This window comes from Massilia sp. W12 (assembly GCF_037300705.1).
In the GTDB taxonomy this organism is placed as follows: Bacteria; Pseudomonadota; Gammaproteobacteria; order Burkholderiales; family Burkholderiaceae_D; genus JACPVY01.
The window spans coordinates 1,445,456-1,460,740 of sequence record NZ_CP147776.1 but is presented as its reverse complement, the minus strand read 5'-3'; the positions used below and the strand labels follow the sequence as shown (position 1 = coordinate 1,460,740).

The 15,285-nt window shown below is 57.7% G+C and carries 14 protein-coding genes; 2 read left to right on the top strand and 12 right to left on the bottom strand.

What is annotated here, in order from left to right; all coding sequences use genetic code 11:
- Nucleotides 1–16: 16 nt before the first annotated feature.
- On the top strand, nucleotides 17–784 hold the full coding sequence (gene xth, locus V8J88_RS05900; protein WP_338848397.1) for an exodeoxyribonuclease III: 768 nt from the start codon (nucleotides 17–19) through the stop codon (nucleotides 782–784).
- On the opposite strand, the gene V8J88_RS05895 is transcribed toward xth, so the two are convergent.
- From V8J88_RS05895 to V8J88_RS05840, 12 genes are all read right to left on the bottom strand, one after another.
- A complete protein-coding gene (locus V8J88_RS05895; RefSeq protein ID WP_338848396.1) occupies nucleotides 751–4,470 on the bottom strand; it encodes an EAL domain-containing protein in 3,720 nt (1,239 codons plus the stop codon). The two genes, xth and V8J88_RS05895, sit on opposite strands and share 34 nt — an antisense overlap.
- Before the next feature lie 175 nt (nucleotides 4,471–4,645).
- Entirely contained in the window at nucleotides 4,646–5,113 is a 468-nt protein-coding gene (locus V8J88_RS05890) for a hypothetical protein (RefSeq protein ID WP_338848395.1), read from the bottom strand.
- A complete protein-coding gene (locus V8J88_RS05885) occupies nucleotides 5,114–5,983 on the bottom strand; it encodes a hypothetical protein (protein ID WP_338848394.1) in 870 nt (289 codons plus the stop codon).
- 146 nt (nucleotides 5,984–6,129) lie between these two features.
- Nucleotides 6,130–6,666 (bottom strand): cysteine hydrolase family protein, encoded by a 537-nt coding sequence (locus V8J88_RS05880; protein ID WP_338848393.1) that lies wholly within the window; start codon nucleotides 6,664–6,666, stop codon nucleotides 6,130–6,132.
- Between the two features lie 52 nt (nucleotides 6,667–6,718).
- On the bottom strand, nucleotides 6,719–7,183 hold the full coding sequence (locus V8J88_RS05875) for a hypothetical protein (RefSeq protein ID WP_338848392.1): 465 nt from the start codon (nucleotides 7,181–7,183) through the stop codon (nucleotides 6,719–6,721).
- 119 nt (nucleotides 7,184–7,302) lie between these two features.
- Entirely contained in the window at nucleotides 7,303–7,854 is a 552-nt protein-coding gene (locus V8J88_RS05870; protein WP_338848391.1) for a hypothetical protein, read from the bottom strand.
- A 79-nt stretch (nucleotides 7,855–7,933) separates the two neighbouring features.
- On the bottom strand, nucleotides 7,934–8,638 hold the full coding sequence (locus tag V8J88_RS05865; protein WP_338848389.1) for an ABC transporter ATP-binding protein: 705 nt from the start codon (nucleotides 8,636–8,638) through the stop codon (nucleotides 7,934–7,936).
- Nucleotides 8,635–9,414: an ABC transporter ATP-binding protein gene (locus V8J88_RS05860; RefSeq protein WP_338848388.1), complete on the bottom strand. Its 780-nt coding sequence runs from the start codon at nucleotides 9,412–9,414 to the stop codon at nucleotides 8,635–8,637. Before V8J88_RS05860 ends, V8J88_RS05865 begins: the two co-directional genes overlap by 4 nt.
- Nucleotides 9,398–10,666, bottom strand: coding sequence for a branched-chain amino acid ABC transporter permease (locus V8J88_RS05855; RefSeq protein WP_338848387.1), 1,269 nt, complete (start codon nucleotides 10,664–10,666; stop codon nucleotides 9,398–9,400). Before V8J88_RS05855 ends, V8J88_RS05860 begins: the two co-directional genes overlap by 17 nt.
- Before the next feature lies 1 nt (nucleotide 10,667).
- A complete protein-coding gene (locus V8J88_RS05850; protein ID WP_338848385.1) occupies nucleotides 10,668–11,621 on the bottom strand; it encodes a branched-chain amino acid ABC transporter permease in 954 nt (317 codons plus the stop codon).
- A gap of 23 nt (nucleotides 11,622–11,644) precedes the next feature.
- The gene (locus V8J88_RS05845) at nucleotides 11,645–12,877 is read right to left on the bottom strand and encodes a branched-chain amino acid ABC transporter substrate-binding protein (protein ID WP_338848384.1); all 1,233 of its coding nucleotides are present in this window, start codon (nucleotides 12,875–12,877) and stop codon (nucleotides 11,645–11,647) included.
- A gap of 197 nt (nucleotides 12,878–13,074) precedes the next feature.
- Complete coding sequence (locus tag V8J88_RS05840) at nucleotides 13,075–14,766, bottom strand: 3-(methylthio)propionyl-CoA ligase (protein ID WP_338848383.1); 1,692 nt, start codon at nucleotides 14,764–14,766, stop codon at nucleotides 13,075–13,077.
- On the opposite strand from V8J88_RS05840, the gene V8J88_RS05835 reads away from it, so the two are divergent.
- Nucleotides 14,765–15,235 carry a hypothetical protein gene (locus V8J88_RS05835; protein WP_338848382.1) on the top strand — a complete coding sequence of 157 codons (471 nt, stop codon included), beginning with the start codon at nucleotides 14,765–14,767 and terminating at the stop codon, nucleotides 15,233–15,235. The two genes, V8J88_RS05840 and V8J88_RS05835, sit on opposite strands and share 2 nt — an antisense overlap.
- Nucleotides 15,236–15,285 lie beyond the last annotated feature (50 nt).

Here is a 15,285-nt window from a genome sequence, read left to right as displayed (position 1 = left end):
TTTCTGCCAAACCATCATGAAAATCGCCACCTGGAACGTCAATTCTCTCAAAGTGCGCCTGCCGCAAGTCTTGCAATGGCTGGAAAACAATCCGGTTGACGCGCTGTGCCTGCAGGAAACCAAGCTGACCGACGATAAATTTCCTCTGGCTGAATTGAATCAGGCCGGCTGGCAAGTGGTGTTTTCCGGGCAAAAAACATATAACGGGGTGGCGATTATTGCGCGCAGCGAAATGCGCGATGTGGTCAAGAACAATCCCCTGTTCCCGGATGAACAGCAGCGCCTGATTGCCGCCACGATTGGCGACGTGCGGATTATTTCTGTGTATGTGCCGAATGGGCAGGCGCTGGATTCTGATAAATATCCTTACAAGCTGGCGTGGCTGGATGCCCTGACGCGCTGGCTGCAAGAAGAAATGCAGCGCTATCCCAAGCTGGCGTTGCTGGGCGACTACAATATTGCGCCGGCGGACGCCGATGTGCATGATCCGGCTGCATGGGAGGGACAGGTGCTGGTCTCGGCGCCGGAGCGCGCCGCGTTTCAGGGCTTGCTGGGACTGGGTTTGCATGATGCATTCCGCCTGTTTGAGCAAGCGCCCAAGCTGTATTCCTGGTGGGATTACCGGCAAATGGGTTTCCGCCTGAACAAGGGTTTGCGGATTGACCATATTTTGCTGTCAGACGCCTTGCGCGCGGTGTGCAGCGCTTGTGAGATCGACAAGTTGCCGCGCAAATGGGAGCAACCTTCGGATCACACCCCGGTACTGGCCAGTCTGGATTTGTAATCGGCCAGCCATTGCAACAGCGCAGCGGCCGGCAATGGCCGCGCAAACAAATAGCCTTGCGCATAATCACAGCCGGCCTGACGCAGCAAATCATATTGCTGGGCCTGCTCCACCCCTTCCGCCACCACAGCTAATTGCAAGCTCTTGGCCAGCGCGATAATCGCGGACACAATCGCGCGGTCATCGCTGCTGAGTTCCAGATCTTTGACAAAGGCGCGGTCGATCTTGAGTTTATTCACCGGGAAGCGTTTTAAATACGCCAGACTGGAATAGCCGGTGCCGAAGTCATCAATCGAGAGACGGATTCCCATGCGGTTGATTTGATCCAGGATGTCCAGCGTATGCGCGCCGTGCTGCATCAGCGCGGTTTCGGTGATTTCAAATTCGAGCAAGGCCGGATCAAGGCCGGTTTCCTGCAAAATCGCGCCGATCGATTCGATCAGGCCGCGCTGCATGAATTGGCGCGGTGACAGGTTCACTGCCAGCGGCAGGGCTGGATGGCCGGCCGCGATCCATTCCTGCATTTGCAAACAGGCGCGCCGCATCACCCAGGCGCCGGCTGGCACAATCAAACCGGTTTCCTCCATGATCGGAATGAAGTGGTCAGGGTTGACCAGCACGCCATCGCTGCGCTGCCAGCGCAATAAGACTTCCAGCACGCGCACCTCTTGCGACGCCATATCGATGATGGGTTGGAAGTGCAGCACAAATTCCTCACGCGCCAGGGCGCCGCGCAAACGGCTCTCCAAGTCAAATTGCAAGGCGGCAGCCTGAATCATTTGCTGCGCAAAGAATTGGTAGTTATTGCGCCCGCTGTCTTTCGCGTGGTACATCGCGGCATCGGCATGCCGCATCAGCGTATCCACATCATCGCCGTCGTCCGGGTACAGACAGATGCCGATGGAGGGGCTGATATGCAATTCGCATTCTTCGATCAAGAAGTGGCTGGCCAGGCTGTCGATAATTTTTTGCGCCACCAGGCCGGCTTCCTGCGCCTGCTGCAATTCCGGCAGCAAGACTACAAACTCATCGCCGCCTAAACGCGCCACGGTGTCGGAGGCGCGCACCGCCAGCAACAGGCGTTGCGCCACTTCTTTGAGCAATTGATCGCCAATGAAGTGTCCCAGTGTGTCATTGATATTTTTAAAGCGGTCCAGGTCGATGAACATCACGGCTAAGCGCAGTTGATTGCGCTGGCAGGCCAGCATGGCGCGCTGCAGACGGTCGGCCAGCAAGGCGCGGTTGGGCAGGCCGGTCAGGCTGTCGTGATACGCCATGTGCTGCATTTGCTGCTCAATCTGGCGCCGCTCGATGATTTCGGCCTGCAATTTGGCGTTTGCGCCGGCCAGCTCGGCGGTGCGTTCGGCGACCCGCAATTCGAGTTCATCGCGCGAGCGCTCTACCGCCTGCGAAGCGGCGCGCCGCTCGGTGATATCGTCCACCAGCCAGACGCTGCGCCCGCGCGGCTGGCTGGGATCAAATGCGCGCCCGGATAAGCGCGCCCAGAAGCTGCGCCCATCGCGCCTGACCATTAAGCGCTCACAACAATGTTCGCGCCCTTGCGCAAAATCCACCCGCGCGCCATCGCGCGCCGCATCCCATTCCGCGCGGCTGGCGTAAAAATGCAAGGTCGAGACGCCGATCAATTCGCCGGTGTCATAGCCGAATAATTCTTCCATGCGGCGGTTGCAATGCAGGGTGCGGCCATATTCAATCACGGCGATGCCGATGGCTGCGGTTTCCAAAATCACGCGGTTTTCCAGCAAGGCGTTGCGCAAAAACTGTTCATTGCGGCGCGCCTCGGTGCGGTCTTCCAGAATCCAGACTGTGCCCTGTCCCGGGTCCTGGGGGTTGATCACATAGCCGATTAACTGGGTCCAGATCGGCGTGCCATCGACGCGCAGCATTTCCAGCTCAGCCTGATAAGGTTTGCCGGCGGAAAGCAGGGGCGCGGCTTGCATGCCGACTTTCTGGTAAGCCTCTTCGCTGGGATACATATTGCGCCCCGGCATGCCAAGATGGCGCTCGTCATAACCATACATTTCATGGAAACGGTGGTTAAAACGGGTGATCACGCGGTTTTTGGTAAACACAATGCCAACCGAGGCATTGCTCATGATGGCGTCCAGCTCCATCAAGGTGCGGCGCAATTGCTGTTCTTCGGCGCGCTTTTCGCTGATGTCTTGCAAAATCCAGATGGTGCCCTCTTCGCTGCGCTGCGCATCCACTGCTTTGCAACGGATGCTGGCCCAAAAGTGGCTGCCGTCGGCGCGCCGCATTTCGACTTCATTGTTTTCATAGGCTTGGCCGCAAGCCAGCAGCGCCTGGCCGGCGCGGCGCGCGTTGGCGTAACCATCGCCGACAAAAATTTGCGCCGCCGACATGCCGATCAGGTCGCCATTCTCCTGTCCCAGCATTTGCTCCAGACGCGGATTGCAGCGCTGGATTTGATGCGCGCGGGTAAACATGATGCCAACCGGGGCATTATCCAAAATCGCCTGCTGCTCCAGCAGCAAATGTTTGCGCGCTTCTTGCGCCTCGCGCTGCGAGGTGATGTCGTCAAAGATCCAGACCGTCCCCTGCTCCGGAGCATCGGCGTGCACCACATAGGCCATGGCCTGGGCCCAAAACAGGCTGCCATCCTGGCGCCGCATTTCCATCTGGGCTTGAAACGGCAGGCCCTGGCGCAATAAGGGCAGCGCTTGCAAGGCGGTTTGGGTGAAGGCCTCCATTGAGGGGTAGAGAATTTCCGACACCTGGCCGGCCCCCTCGTCGCCATAAAAACCGAACATGGCGGCATAGCGCTGGTTGTAGCGCAAGATGCGGTTATCGCGATGAAAGCCGATCGCCAGCGGGGCGTTCGCCATGATGGCTTGCATTTCCAGCAAGGTGTTGCGCAGGCGCGCTTCATCTTGTTTATGCGCATTGATGTCTTCGGCAATCCAGATTGTGCCGTGCTCGGTATGCCAGGGATCGATGGCGCGCGCATACAGGCGACACCAGAACAGCCCGCCATCGCGCCGCTTCAATTTCCATTCGGTCTGGAACGCCAGCCCCTGGCTCAAAGGCGGTTGCGCGTGCACCGATAATTCGGCATGGCTTTGTTCTGATGGGAAAATCACGCGGCTGACCTGGCCGACCAGATCGCGCCTTGCAAAGCCGAACATTTCGGCGGCGCGGATATTGCATTCGACAATCACGCCATCCCGGCTGAACAAAATCCCGACCGCCGCATTTTCCAAAATCGCCTGCTGTTCCAGCAGGGTTTTGCGCAGCGTCATTTCGTCGTGGTGATATTGCGTGATGTCGAAGAAGGCCAGTGCGGCCAGCGCAAGTTGCGGCAGCCAGATCGCATACACCTGCAACTTGAGCGGTTCATCGCCGGCGCGGCGCAAACTCAGCTCCCAGGTCGTGGCCTGCCCGCTTTTTTGCAAATATTTGATTTGTTGCAATAAATTCTGACGCCAGGCGGGGTCCATCATATCCGTCAGCGCAAGGCCCTGATTTGCCTCGGGCGGCAATTCCAGCAGCGCTTGCAGCGCCGCATTGGCATGGATAAAACGCCCGCCCCCGTCCAGCAAAGCCAGAGGCGCGGCCAGCATTTGCAATACATGTGCGAATGCATCAAACCCGGGGGCCGCCGGCGTGGATGCATGCGCTGCTGAATGTGGCGGCGTTACACTCATCTGATCTGCTTATCCTGGTCAGTTGACATCTCTGGCAAGCTTCCCGTGCGGTCTTCCGACCTGTGGGCGCGGGAAAGATTGCACGTGTGCTGAAGGATCATAAACCAGCTATTGCGCGTGGACAACAGTGGCGGCAGGATTATGCGCTTGATCACGCTGTTTATCTGCCATGCTGTCAGGCCGCTTGCGGCTCAAATAGCAGTTGGTGAATTTTCTTACCTGCGGAAGTGGATTGCAGCAAGGTTTGCAAGGCTTGCGCCAGTTCTTCTGCATTGTCACAGCGGGTGCGCACCTGATCCGCTTGAATCGAGCAGGGATAGCCATGCTCCCCCCAATCCCATTCAGCAAGCACAAACGCGCGCTCCGGTGTGTTGGGGTTGTATGCGACCAGGCATTGCGGGACTTGGATTTTTTCCACGTTTGCGTTCCCTGTCGCTTTCAAGATTGCCTTGGCAGCGGCCCCGGCCAATCCCATCTGCTCAATTTTGGCGATACTTTTGATCTGCAAGCGCCCGTCAAATCCAGCGCTCAACTGCCGATTCACCTCGTTGAACACTTGCAAAATCTCATCCTGGTTTTGTTGCGCCATTTGCGCCGAGTCGAGGCCAGCCTTGACTGCACTTAAGAAATCCACATCGACCATTTACATCACCTTTTGCATATTCAGTATCACCGGCAGATGATCAAATTCATGTTTGCGCAGGCACGCTGACAGCGTGGCGCTTGAATAGATATTAGCACTGCTCTCATCCAGGCGCCATTGAGCGCCATCCAGCAGCGCGGCGGAAAGCATGATTTGATCAAAGCTGCGCCATCTCGTAAATTCACCGCGCCAATCGAAAATTGTGCCGCTGAAGTAGTCGCCATCCAGACTGGCGCCAAGTTTGCGCCAAAACGGGTTATACAATAGATGACGTTTTCTCAGCACCAACTCCCTGTCTCTGCTTGCCTGCAAATACTCTGTGATTGAAACGTCAAAGACTTCGTCGTTGTAATCGCCCATCATGATGATGTTTGCCTCAGGGTCGCCACGCAGCACACGATTGACCTCATCACGCAACTCCATCCCCAAGCGATTCCGCTCGTCTTTATCAGCATACACGCGGCTTGGCCAATGTGAGACAAAGCAATGAAACTGATCACGCTGATCTAATAACAGCCGCAAATGTTGCCCGGGCCGGCGGATCCGCTCTCCGCATGGGTGGGTCAAAGCCAACAATCCGGCAATCGCCAACCTTTCCTCTCGATACACAAAACAGGTGTCAAACCTTGCCCGGCCAACGCTCTGCAAACCTGACTGCAAGCGCCATGGACTGGCCTCCAGCAAGTCAGCCAGCGCGCGCAATTCTGTTTCTGAGATTTCACACAAGACCAAAAGGTCAAGCGCTTGCTCATGCAGCAATTCATAAATGAGGCCCAAGGCAAGCAGCAATGTGTTTTGCGCAGATTTCGACCTGGCGCCCGGCGCCAAGCCGGTATTCCACCATGCAATGTTGAAACTGTTGTGTCCCATGCTTGATTGCGCGCTGTCAAAAGAATATGAACTGGATCAGGCTATTGCGCCATCATATAAGAAGCCGGACAGCTAAGGCAGTGAGGGGATTTGGACACATGTTTTTTTGCGACAAAGCATGCAAGGCTGCAAGTATCCCGCTGACATCAGGCAAACACAATCTGCTGCGCCGCCAGCGCCTGCAGACGCACGCCATAACTGCCCAAGTTGCTCAAGGTGTGGTTGTGATGGGCGATGATTTGCGCTGCCGGCAAATGCGGATTGTCGAGGGTGGAATGGGCGTCTGCCGCGAGTTGCACGGCATAGCCCAAGGCCAGCGCGCGGCGGCAGCTGGAGTCAATGCAATATTCGCTTTGCATGCCGCAGATCACCAGATTAGTCACCCCGCGCGCCTGCAGGATCTCATGCAAGGCGGTTTGATGAAAGGCGTCTGAAGCGCGCTTGCGCACATACAGATCGTCCGGCGCAGTCTGCAAGCCTTGCGCCAGCCGCCAGCCGGGGGCGTCAAATACAAGCGGCCCCTCGTCTTCTTCATGCTGCACCCAAATCACAGGCCGGCGCGCGGCGCGCGCCTGTTGCGCCAGCAAATTGACGCGCCCGATGAGCGCTTGCGCTTGCCAGGCCGCCCATTCGCCATAGCACAATGCCTGTTGCACATCGATGATCAATAAGGCGCTTGTCATAGCAATCTCCTGGCGCAGAGCACGGCGCGGGCGCAATCCCGGGGGGTGCGGATTATTTGGCTTGATTGATTTCTTTTTCCAGCAAAGCGTGCTGGCGCAAATTCAAAGGACGGGTTTTATCGCTGATCTGCGCCATTTTCAACATGATTTTGCACTCTGTGGCGCTGTCCGGCTTTTTGTCCTTGGACAATTCCGCCACCGACTGCGCCATGCTTTCCATCACTTTCTGGCGCTCCGCATCGATGGCTTTCACCTCGGGTTTGCTCATCAAACCGAGCAAAAACTTGGCGCGCTGCTCTTTGCCCAGTTTGGCCAGGGCGGGATTTTTCTCCATCAGTTTGTGCAAGGCCTCATTGCGCTGCATTTCCGCTTGCTGATCTTCAGCCTGCTTTTTGCTCAAATCCGCCATCACCTGCTTCGCCTTGGCCTGATTGGCGCAATCAGCTTCTTTAGGGGCAGCGTGCGCCAAACCAAACTGGGCGCAGAACAGCAGAGGGAGGAGAATTTTGGCAGACATTATATTTCCCGAATGAAAGAAAGCATAAATGATAAGCAAAATCCGCAAATGTTGCAGCGCAGCTGACACCGGCTGACAGGCAATCGGCTGACACGCTTGCGCCGCTTGCTGTTTTCAGCTTAAGGCTGGCCCCGGCCTGAATCAGGCTCAGGCTCGCGCCGGGCCGGTTTATTTTTAGCGCCCAGTTTATTGATTTCCTGCAGCAGAATCTCATGCTCTTTTTGATTCAGCTCGCGCAATTTTTGCGCCAGCGTCAACCCCAGCACCATATGTGAGCAGGCTTGCGGGCTGCCGGGCGGATTGTTTTCAGCGGCGTTCATCAAGTGATTGATGGCTTTGGATAAATCTTTACGCTCGGCCTGGTGCGCCTGCAAGCCGGGGGCCGCCAGCAATTGCGTCATAAAACGGCTGCGCGCAGCGCGGTCCATGCCGGCCTGGGCGCTCTTTTGCTCCAGCAGCTTGTTCAATTTGGCATTGCGCTCAGCGTCTTCCTGCAAAATCACATCTTGCCGTTTTTCCAGTTCGGCCACGATCTGACGCGCTTTTTCCGCGTCTTTGCAGTCATCCGGTGAAAAGCTGTCAGCGCCTGCCGGATTCGGCGCGGCATGCAAATTGGCCAGGCAAAAGAAACTCAGCGCCAGGGTGCGCAGGGCGGATATGGGGGCATTCATCAGGTGCATTGGCTGGTAAGGTTGTTCAAGATTGCGACTGTTTTTTCAACATCCCGCATCCGTGTCTGGCGGCTGGAGGCTACACCTCCAGCCACTCGCGGCGGATGGCGGGGTTGTCCATCAACTCCCGGGCCGCACCGGAAAAAACGATTTCCCCATGGCCCATTAAATACAGACGCTGCGATAAGGCCAAGGCGATGGTCAGCTTTTGTTCGACCAATAACACTGCCACGCCGCGCTCGCGCAGCTGGGCCAGACAATTCGCCACCTGCTCGACAATTTTCGGCGCCAGCCCTTCGGTCGGCTCATCGACCAGAATCAAATCCGGGTCGCCCATCAAGCTGCGGCACAAGGTCAGCATTTGCTGCTCGCCGCCGGAAAGCACGCCGGCAGCCACATCACGCCGCTCGTGCAGACGCGGAAACAGCTGATACATATCGTCCAGCCGCCAGCGCGGCGCGCGCGCTTTGCGCTTTTGCTCGCCCAGTAATAGATTTTGCTCCACCGTCAAGGCCGGGAACACCTCGCGGCTTTCCGGCACATAGGCAATCCCGGCGCGCGCGATCTGGTGCGGGGCCCAGGCGCTGATGTCCTGGCCGCGCCAGTTGACCTGGCCGCGACGTGTCACCAAACCCATCAAGGCTTTGACCAGGGTTGAGCGCCCTGCCCCGTTGCGGCCAATCAGGCTGACGATTTCGCCCGCCCCCACTTCCAGCGTGACGCCGTGCAAGACATGGCTTTTGCCATACCAGGCGTGCAAATCATTGATCTGCAATAAACTCATGACGCGCCCTCCCCGGCCTGTCCCAGGCTGCCGAGATAGGCTTCCTGCACGCGCGCATTGGCGCGCACCGCCGCCGGCGCATCGCAGGCGATCACTTCGCCATACACCAGTACGGCGATACGGTCGGCCAGGCCGAACACCACATTCATATCATGCTCCACCATCAGCAGGGTTTTGCCGGCGCTGACGCTGCGGATCAATTCCACCGCCTGCGCGGTTTCCGCGCGGCTCATGCCGGCGGTCGGCTCATCCAGCAGCAAGACCTGGGCATCGGCGGCAATCGCCAAGCCGATTTCCAGCGCGCGCAATTGCGCATAACTGAGCTGTGAAGCGATGCGCATGCGGCACTCGTACAGGCCGATGCGCTGCAACACCTCTTCAGTGCGCGCATTCAAATGACGCAGACCGGCGATGCGCTGCCAAAAAGAATAGCGGCAACCCAAGGCCCACAACAGCGCGCATCGGATGTTTTCAAACACGCTCAAATTGGAAAACACATGATTGATTTGAAAACTGCGCGCCAAGCCCTGGCGGAAAATCAGTTGCGGCGGCAAGCCGTGAATCGGCTTGCCATTCAGCAAAATCTCACCGCTGGATGGCGCGATGCGCCCCGAGATCAAATGAAACAGGGTGGATTTGCCGGCGCCGTTGGGGCCGATGATGGCCAGCCGCTCGCCGCGCCGCACTTCTAATTCGGCGCCACGGATAATATGGCTGGCGCCGAAATATTTGTGCACGGCGCGCAGCGCCAATGCGCAATCAGTGTGCATGGCCATCCTCCTTGAGCGCCGGAACAATCTGCGCCCAGCGCGCCGCGAACGGCGCCGCCAGCAAACGCATGCCAAGCAGACCGGCCCCGCCCAAGCCCAAGGCCAGCAGCCAGGGCGCAGCCGCAGCGCTGTCAAATTCCACGCCAAACCAGCGCATCTGCGTCACGCCTGTCACATCCAGATTTTTTTGATACAGCATTTCAATCGCCAAAATCAAACCGCACATCAGCAACAACAGGGACACGAACTGGCCCAGCAACGGCCAGCCGAGACGGCGCCACAGGCCGCGCACGCTTAAACGCCAGGCCAGCAACAGCAGACTGGCCAGGCCGCCCGGCGCGTATAACACAATGGCGATGAAAAACAGGCCCTGGTACAAAATCCAGGCTTTGCTGTATTCCGGCAGCACCACCGCCAGCAGCACGCCGCACACCGCGCCCAACATCGGCCCCCAGAAAAACGCCACGCCGCCGATGAAGGTGGCCAGCAGCACCGCGCCGGAGCGCAAGGCGCCGACATTTTCCGCGCTGACGATTTCAAAATTGATGGCGCCCAGGCCGCCGGAAATGCCGGCGAAAAATGCCGATAAGATCAGCACCAGCCAGCGCACATGGCTTGGGTCATAACCTAAAAAAGCCACCCGTTCCGGGTTATCCCGCACCGCATTGATGATGCGTCCCAGCGGCGTATGCGTGAAGGCATACATCGCCACGGTGCAGATAAACAGCCAGGCGGCGATCAGGTAATAGACTTCGATTTGCGGGCCGAAGCTCCAACCCAGCCAGGGTGCGCCGACGCGGTTGGTGGAAATCCCGCCTTCGCCGCCAAAAAACTGCGGCAGCATCAGCGAGCAGGCCGAGACCAATTCGACCAGCCCCAAGCTGATCATGGCAAAGGCGGTGCCGGATTTGCGCGTGCACAACCAGCCGAACACCACGCCCACGCCCAGACCGGCAAAGCCGGCCAGCAAAGGCACCAAGGGCAGCGGCAAATCCCAGCCGGCGGCGCGCGCCTGGTTCATGGCATGCGCCGCCATGAAGGCGCCGAGGCCGGAATACACCGCATGGCCGAACGAGAGCATGCCGCCCTGTCCCAGCAGCATATTGTAGGACAGCGCAAAAATCATCAGCGCGCCGATTTGCGACAGCAGTGACAGCGCGCTGCCTTGGGTAAACAGCAGCGGCAGGCAGACCAGCAAAGCGGCATAGCCGCTCCACAAGACAAGCCGGCTGGCATGGGCGGAAAGAAAAGCAGCCATCTCAATCCACCCGCTTGCCGGCAATGCCCTGCGGCCGCAGCAAGAGCATCAAAATCAATAAAAGATAGGGCAGAATCGGCGCCGCCTGCGCCACCGTGATCGAGAGCAAGGCATGGCTGATGCTGCCGGGCGCAGCCTGCCAGCCGAGCGCCTGCAAAGCCTGGGCGGCGGACACATCCAGCACCACGGCAAAGGTTTGCAGCACGCCCAGCAAGAGCGAGGCGGCGAAGGCGCCGAGCAAAGAACCCATGCCGCCCACCACCACCACCACGAAAATAATCGACCCCATCGCGCCGGCCATCGCCGGCTCAGTCGGGAAGATATTGCCGCCAATCACGCCGGCCAAAGCAGCCAGCGCGCAGCCGCCGCCAAACACCAGGGTGAAAATGCGCGGCACGTCATGTCCCAGACACTGGGCCATGGCCGGATGGGTCAAGGCGGCCTGAATCACCAGGCCGATGCGGGTGCGCGCAAACAACAGCCAGATTGCGCCCAGCATCAGGCAGGCGACTAACATCATGAATGCGCGATAGCGCGGAAAACTGGCGCCGTACAGTGAAAACAGCGGGCCATCCAACAGCGCCGGCACCTGCGAGGGCAGCGGCGCGCGGCCCCAGATCAATTGCACCACTTCCAGCAGGACATAGGACAGGCCGAAGGTGAACAATAATTCCGGGATATGGCCATGTTGATGCACGCGGCGCAAACCGTAACGTTCAATGGCCGCGCCGCACACGCCGACCGCCAGCGGGGCCAGCAATAAGGCCGGCCAAAAACCGATTGTGCGCGTAATGCTGTAGGAAACATACGCGCCCAGCATATAGAAACTGGCGTGGGCGAAATTGAGCACGCCCATCATGCTGAAAATCAGGGTCAGACCTGAAGACAGCATGAAGAGCAGCAAGCCATACGCCAAGCCATTCAGAAGGGTGAAAAACACAAACTCCAAGCGCACTCCCGCAAAAATAACCGTCAGACTTATTTAGCGGGACGCTTCATTTGGCAGGAAGTGGGCTGCGCCGCCACCCAGGGATCAATCTTTTGTTCGATCTTCCAGCCATAGCCGGTGTTTTCCTGATCGTATTTGACGTCCTTGCCATTGATTTTGGTCCAGGTGGCGATGTACAGCGGCTGCTGCAATTGATGATCCACCTTGTTCATGCTGACTTCGCCATTCAGGCTGTTGACCTTCATGCCTTCCATCGCAAACGCCAGTTTGACCGGGTCAAGCGAGCGGGTTTCTTTGGCTGCGCGCCCGACCATGGCCAGCGCGGTATGTGCTTGCGCGGTGTACAGATCGTCATTGAATTTTTTCTTGAAAGCGTCCACCGATGCGCTGGCGGCGGCATTGTCAGCATTCGGCAACCAGTTGCCCAGCACTTTCACGCGCTCCGCGCCAGCCGCGCCCATTGCCGTCGGCACGCCGGAGGTCACGGCGTACAGCGTGTAGAAATTGGCTTTCAGATCGGCGTCTTTGGCGGCGCGCACCAAGAGTGACAGATCTGCGCCCCAGTTGCCGGTGATCACGGTATCCGCGCCGGAGGCTTTAATCTTGGCGATATACGGCGAGAAATCTTTGACCTGGCCAATTGGATGCAAATCATCGCCGACCACTTTGATATCCGGGCGTTTTCTGGCCAGATATTCCTTGGTCGAGCGGCTTACCGATTGGCCGAAGGAATAATTCTGCCCGATCAGATACACATTTTTGATGGCTTTGTTTTTCGCGATATAGGTGGTCAGCGCTTCCATTTTCATATCGGAATGCGCATCAAAACGGAAATGCCAGAAGCTGCATTTGCCATTCGTCATATCCGGATCAATCGCGGCGTAATTCAGCAAAATCACTTCCTTGCCGGGATTGCGCTCATTATGTTTATTGATTGCGTCCAGCAAGGCCAGGCCGACTGCCGAACCATTGCCTTGCGCCACGAAACGGTAACCCTGATCAATCACCGCCTTGAGCTGGGTCAAGGCTTCCTGCGGGCTGCCCTTGTTATCAAAACCTGTCACTTCAAATTTATGTTCGCCGGCCCATTTGCCGGCATTGGCCTGCTCGGCGGCGAGTTGGAAGGTTTTAAATTGATTTTGCCCGACCGGCGCAAACGGGCCGGAGAGCGGATCAATAAAAGCGATTTTGATGGTATCGGCCAGCGCAGGCATGGCGCAGAACAGGGACAACGCGGCGAAACCGGGAATGAATGCACGCATAACGACTCGCAAAAAAGGATCAGTGAATAAGGAGCGTAAAACCAAGCCGCAAGCATATAGCGCACTACAGCGCGATGTAAAGCGAGGAAAGATTTCAATCGCTGTTTAGTAATTATTTTGCAACAAATGTATCCGAACGCTTAACCCATTGGGCATGCAAACCAGGTTCAGCCGGTTTGCATGCCAAACGGCGCGCCTTAAGCCGGGAATTGGTAATCCTGGAACTGCTCGCGGATTTTGTTTTTCTGCACTTTGCCGGTGGCGCCAATCGGCAAGGCTTCCACAAACGCGACATCATCCGGGATCCACCACTTGGCCACTTTTTCCTGATAGAAGGCGAGCAAGGCCGGCGCATCCACTTCTGCGTCCGGTTTTTTGACCACCACCAGCAAGGGGCGCTCATCCCATTTCGGATGCGGCAAGCCGATGCAGGCGGCCTGCGCCACCGCAGGGTGCGCCATGGCGATGTTTTCCAGCTCAATACTGCCGATCCACTCGCCACCGGATTTGATCACATCTTTGCTGCGGTCGGTGATCTGCATATAGCCATCCGGGTCGATGCTGGCGACGTCGCCGGTGTCAAACCAGCCATCATGCAACACATCGCCGCCCTCGCCTTTGAAATAGCCGCTGGCGATCCACGGCCCGCGCACCAGCAAATGGCCCCAGCTCTTGCCGTCCCAGGCTTGCTCCTGTCCCTCTTCATTGACGATTTTCATATCCACGCCATACACCGCATGGCCCTGTTTTTGCAAAATCTTGCGCTGCTGGTCTTTGGGCAACGCCAGATGGCTGGCCATCAGGCTGCCGGCGGTGCCCAGCGGCGACATTTCCGTCATGCCCCAGCCATGCACCACTTCGACGCCGAAATCATCAATCAGGCTGTCCATCATCGCCGGCGGACAGGCCGAGCCGCCGATCACAGTGCGCTTGAAGGTGGAAAATTGCAGCTGATTTTGCTTCATATAGGTCAGCAAGCCCAGCCAGACGGTCGGCACGCCGGCGGAAAAACTGACGCGCTCGTTTTCAAAAATCTCAAACAAACTCTTGCCATCCAACGCCGGGCCGGGGAACACCATTTTGGCCCCCGACAGCAAGGTGGAATATGGCAGACCCCAGGCATTGACATGGAACATCGGCACCACCGGCAACACCACATCGCAGGCGCTGACATTGATGGCGTTCGGCAAAGCCGAGCCGTAAGCATGCAAGACGGTCGAGCGGTGCGAATACAGCACGCCTTTCGGATTGCCCGTGGTGCCCGAGGTGTAGCACAGGCTGGCGGCGCTGCATTCATCAAATTGCGGCCAGTCGATTTGCGCCGGCTGCGCGCCAATCCAATCTTCATAGCAGATCAGCTGCGCCAGCTTGCTTTCCTTTGGCATATGCGCGGCGCCGCACAGCGCCACCCACTGCACGCCAGGGCAATGCGGCGCAATCGCTTCCACCAGCGGCAAAAAGGTCAGATCAAACAACAGGAATTTATCTTCGGCGTGGCGGATGATGTAAGCCAGCTGTTCCGGATGCAAACGCGGATTAATCGTATGCAAGACCGCGCCGATGCCGGACACACCGTAATACGCTTCCAGGTGGCGATAGCCATTCCAGGCCAGGGTGGCGACGCGGTCGCCCAGCGCAACACCGGCTTGTTGCAAGGCATGCGCCAGCTGGCAGCTGCGCGCATGGCAATCGGCATAGGTATAGCGGTGCAAATCGCCCTCCACCCGGCGCGACACAATTTCCGTATGCGGATAGTGGCGCCGCGCATATTCGATGATGGTGGAAATCAAGAGCGGTTGATACATCATCAAGCCGGTCAGCGGCGAACGCGGCAAATCAGACGGCGTGGCGGCGGCTAAAGCTTGGGCAGTGGCAAAGCTGGAAGTCATGCGAAACACTCCGATTCAGGTGAAAGACGACAGGGGAAGACAAGCGCTTGATTTTTCCAAGCGGATTGCAGACGGTCAAATGCTTTCAATTTTGCAGTGCAGCATTTATGCGCATGGTGAGATCGGCTCTGATGGGGGAACATGCAAGCTTGGCTTGATTCGATATAGCGGCGCCTCCTGCCTTCCACAACGCCGGGCCGAAGGCATGCGCGCTGATTTACATTGCCGGCCACTGACGCCGCCCTCCCGGCTTGGGGCCTGCATGCACTTTTACAGATATGCGATTGCGATCAAACAACAATATCAGTGTATGCTGCGCCCCATGTGCATGAAGGCACAGGCAAAAACCACGGGCAGCCCACGATTGACGTATGATGCTGGCGGATATCATCATCTGACGCAATGCGGTGCGATGCTCTGCGACCATCACTGTGCGGGGCTGCGCTGGCAAAATTGTCTATCTCCATGATATCCACATCAAACGCAATTGATTTTGACCAAAAACTGTCGAATCTTTCA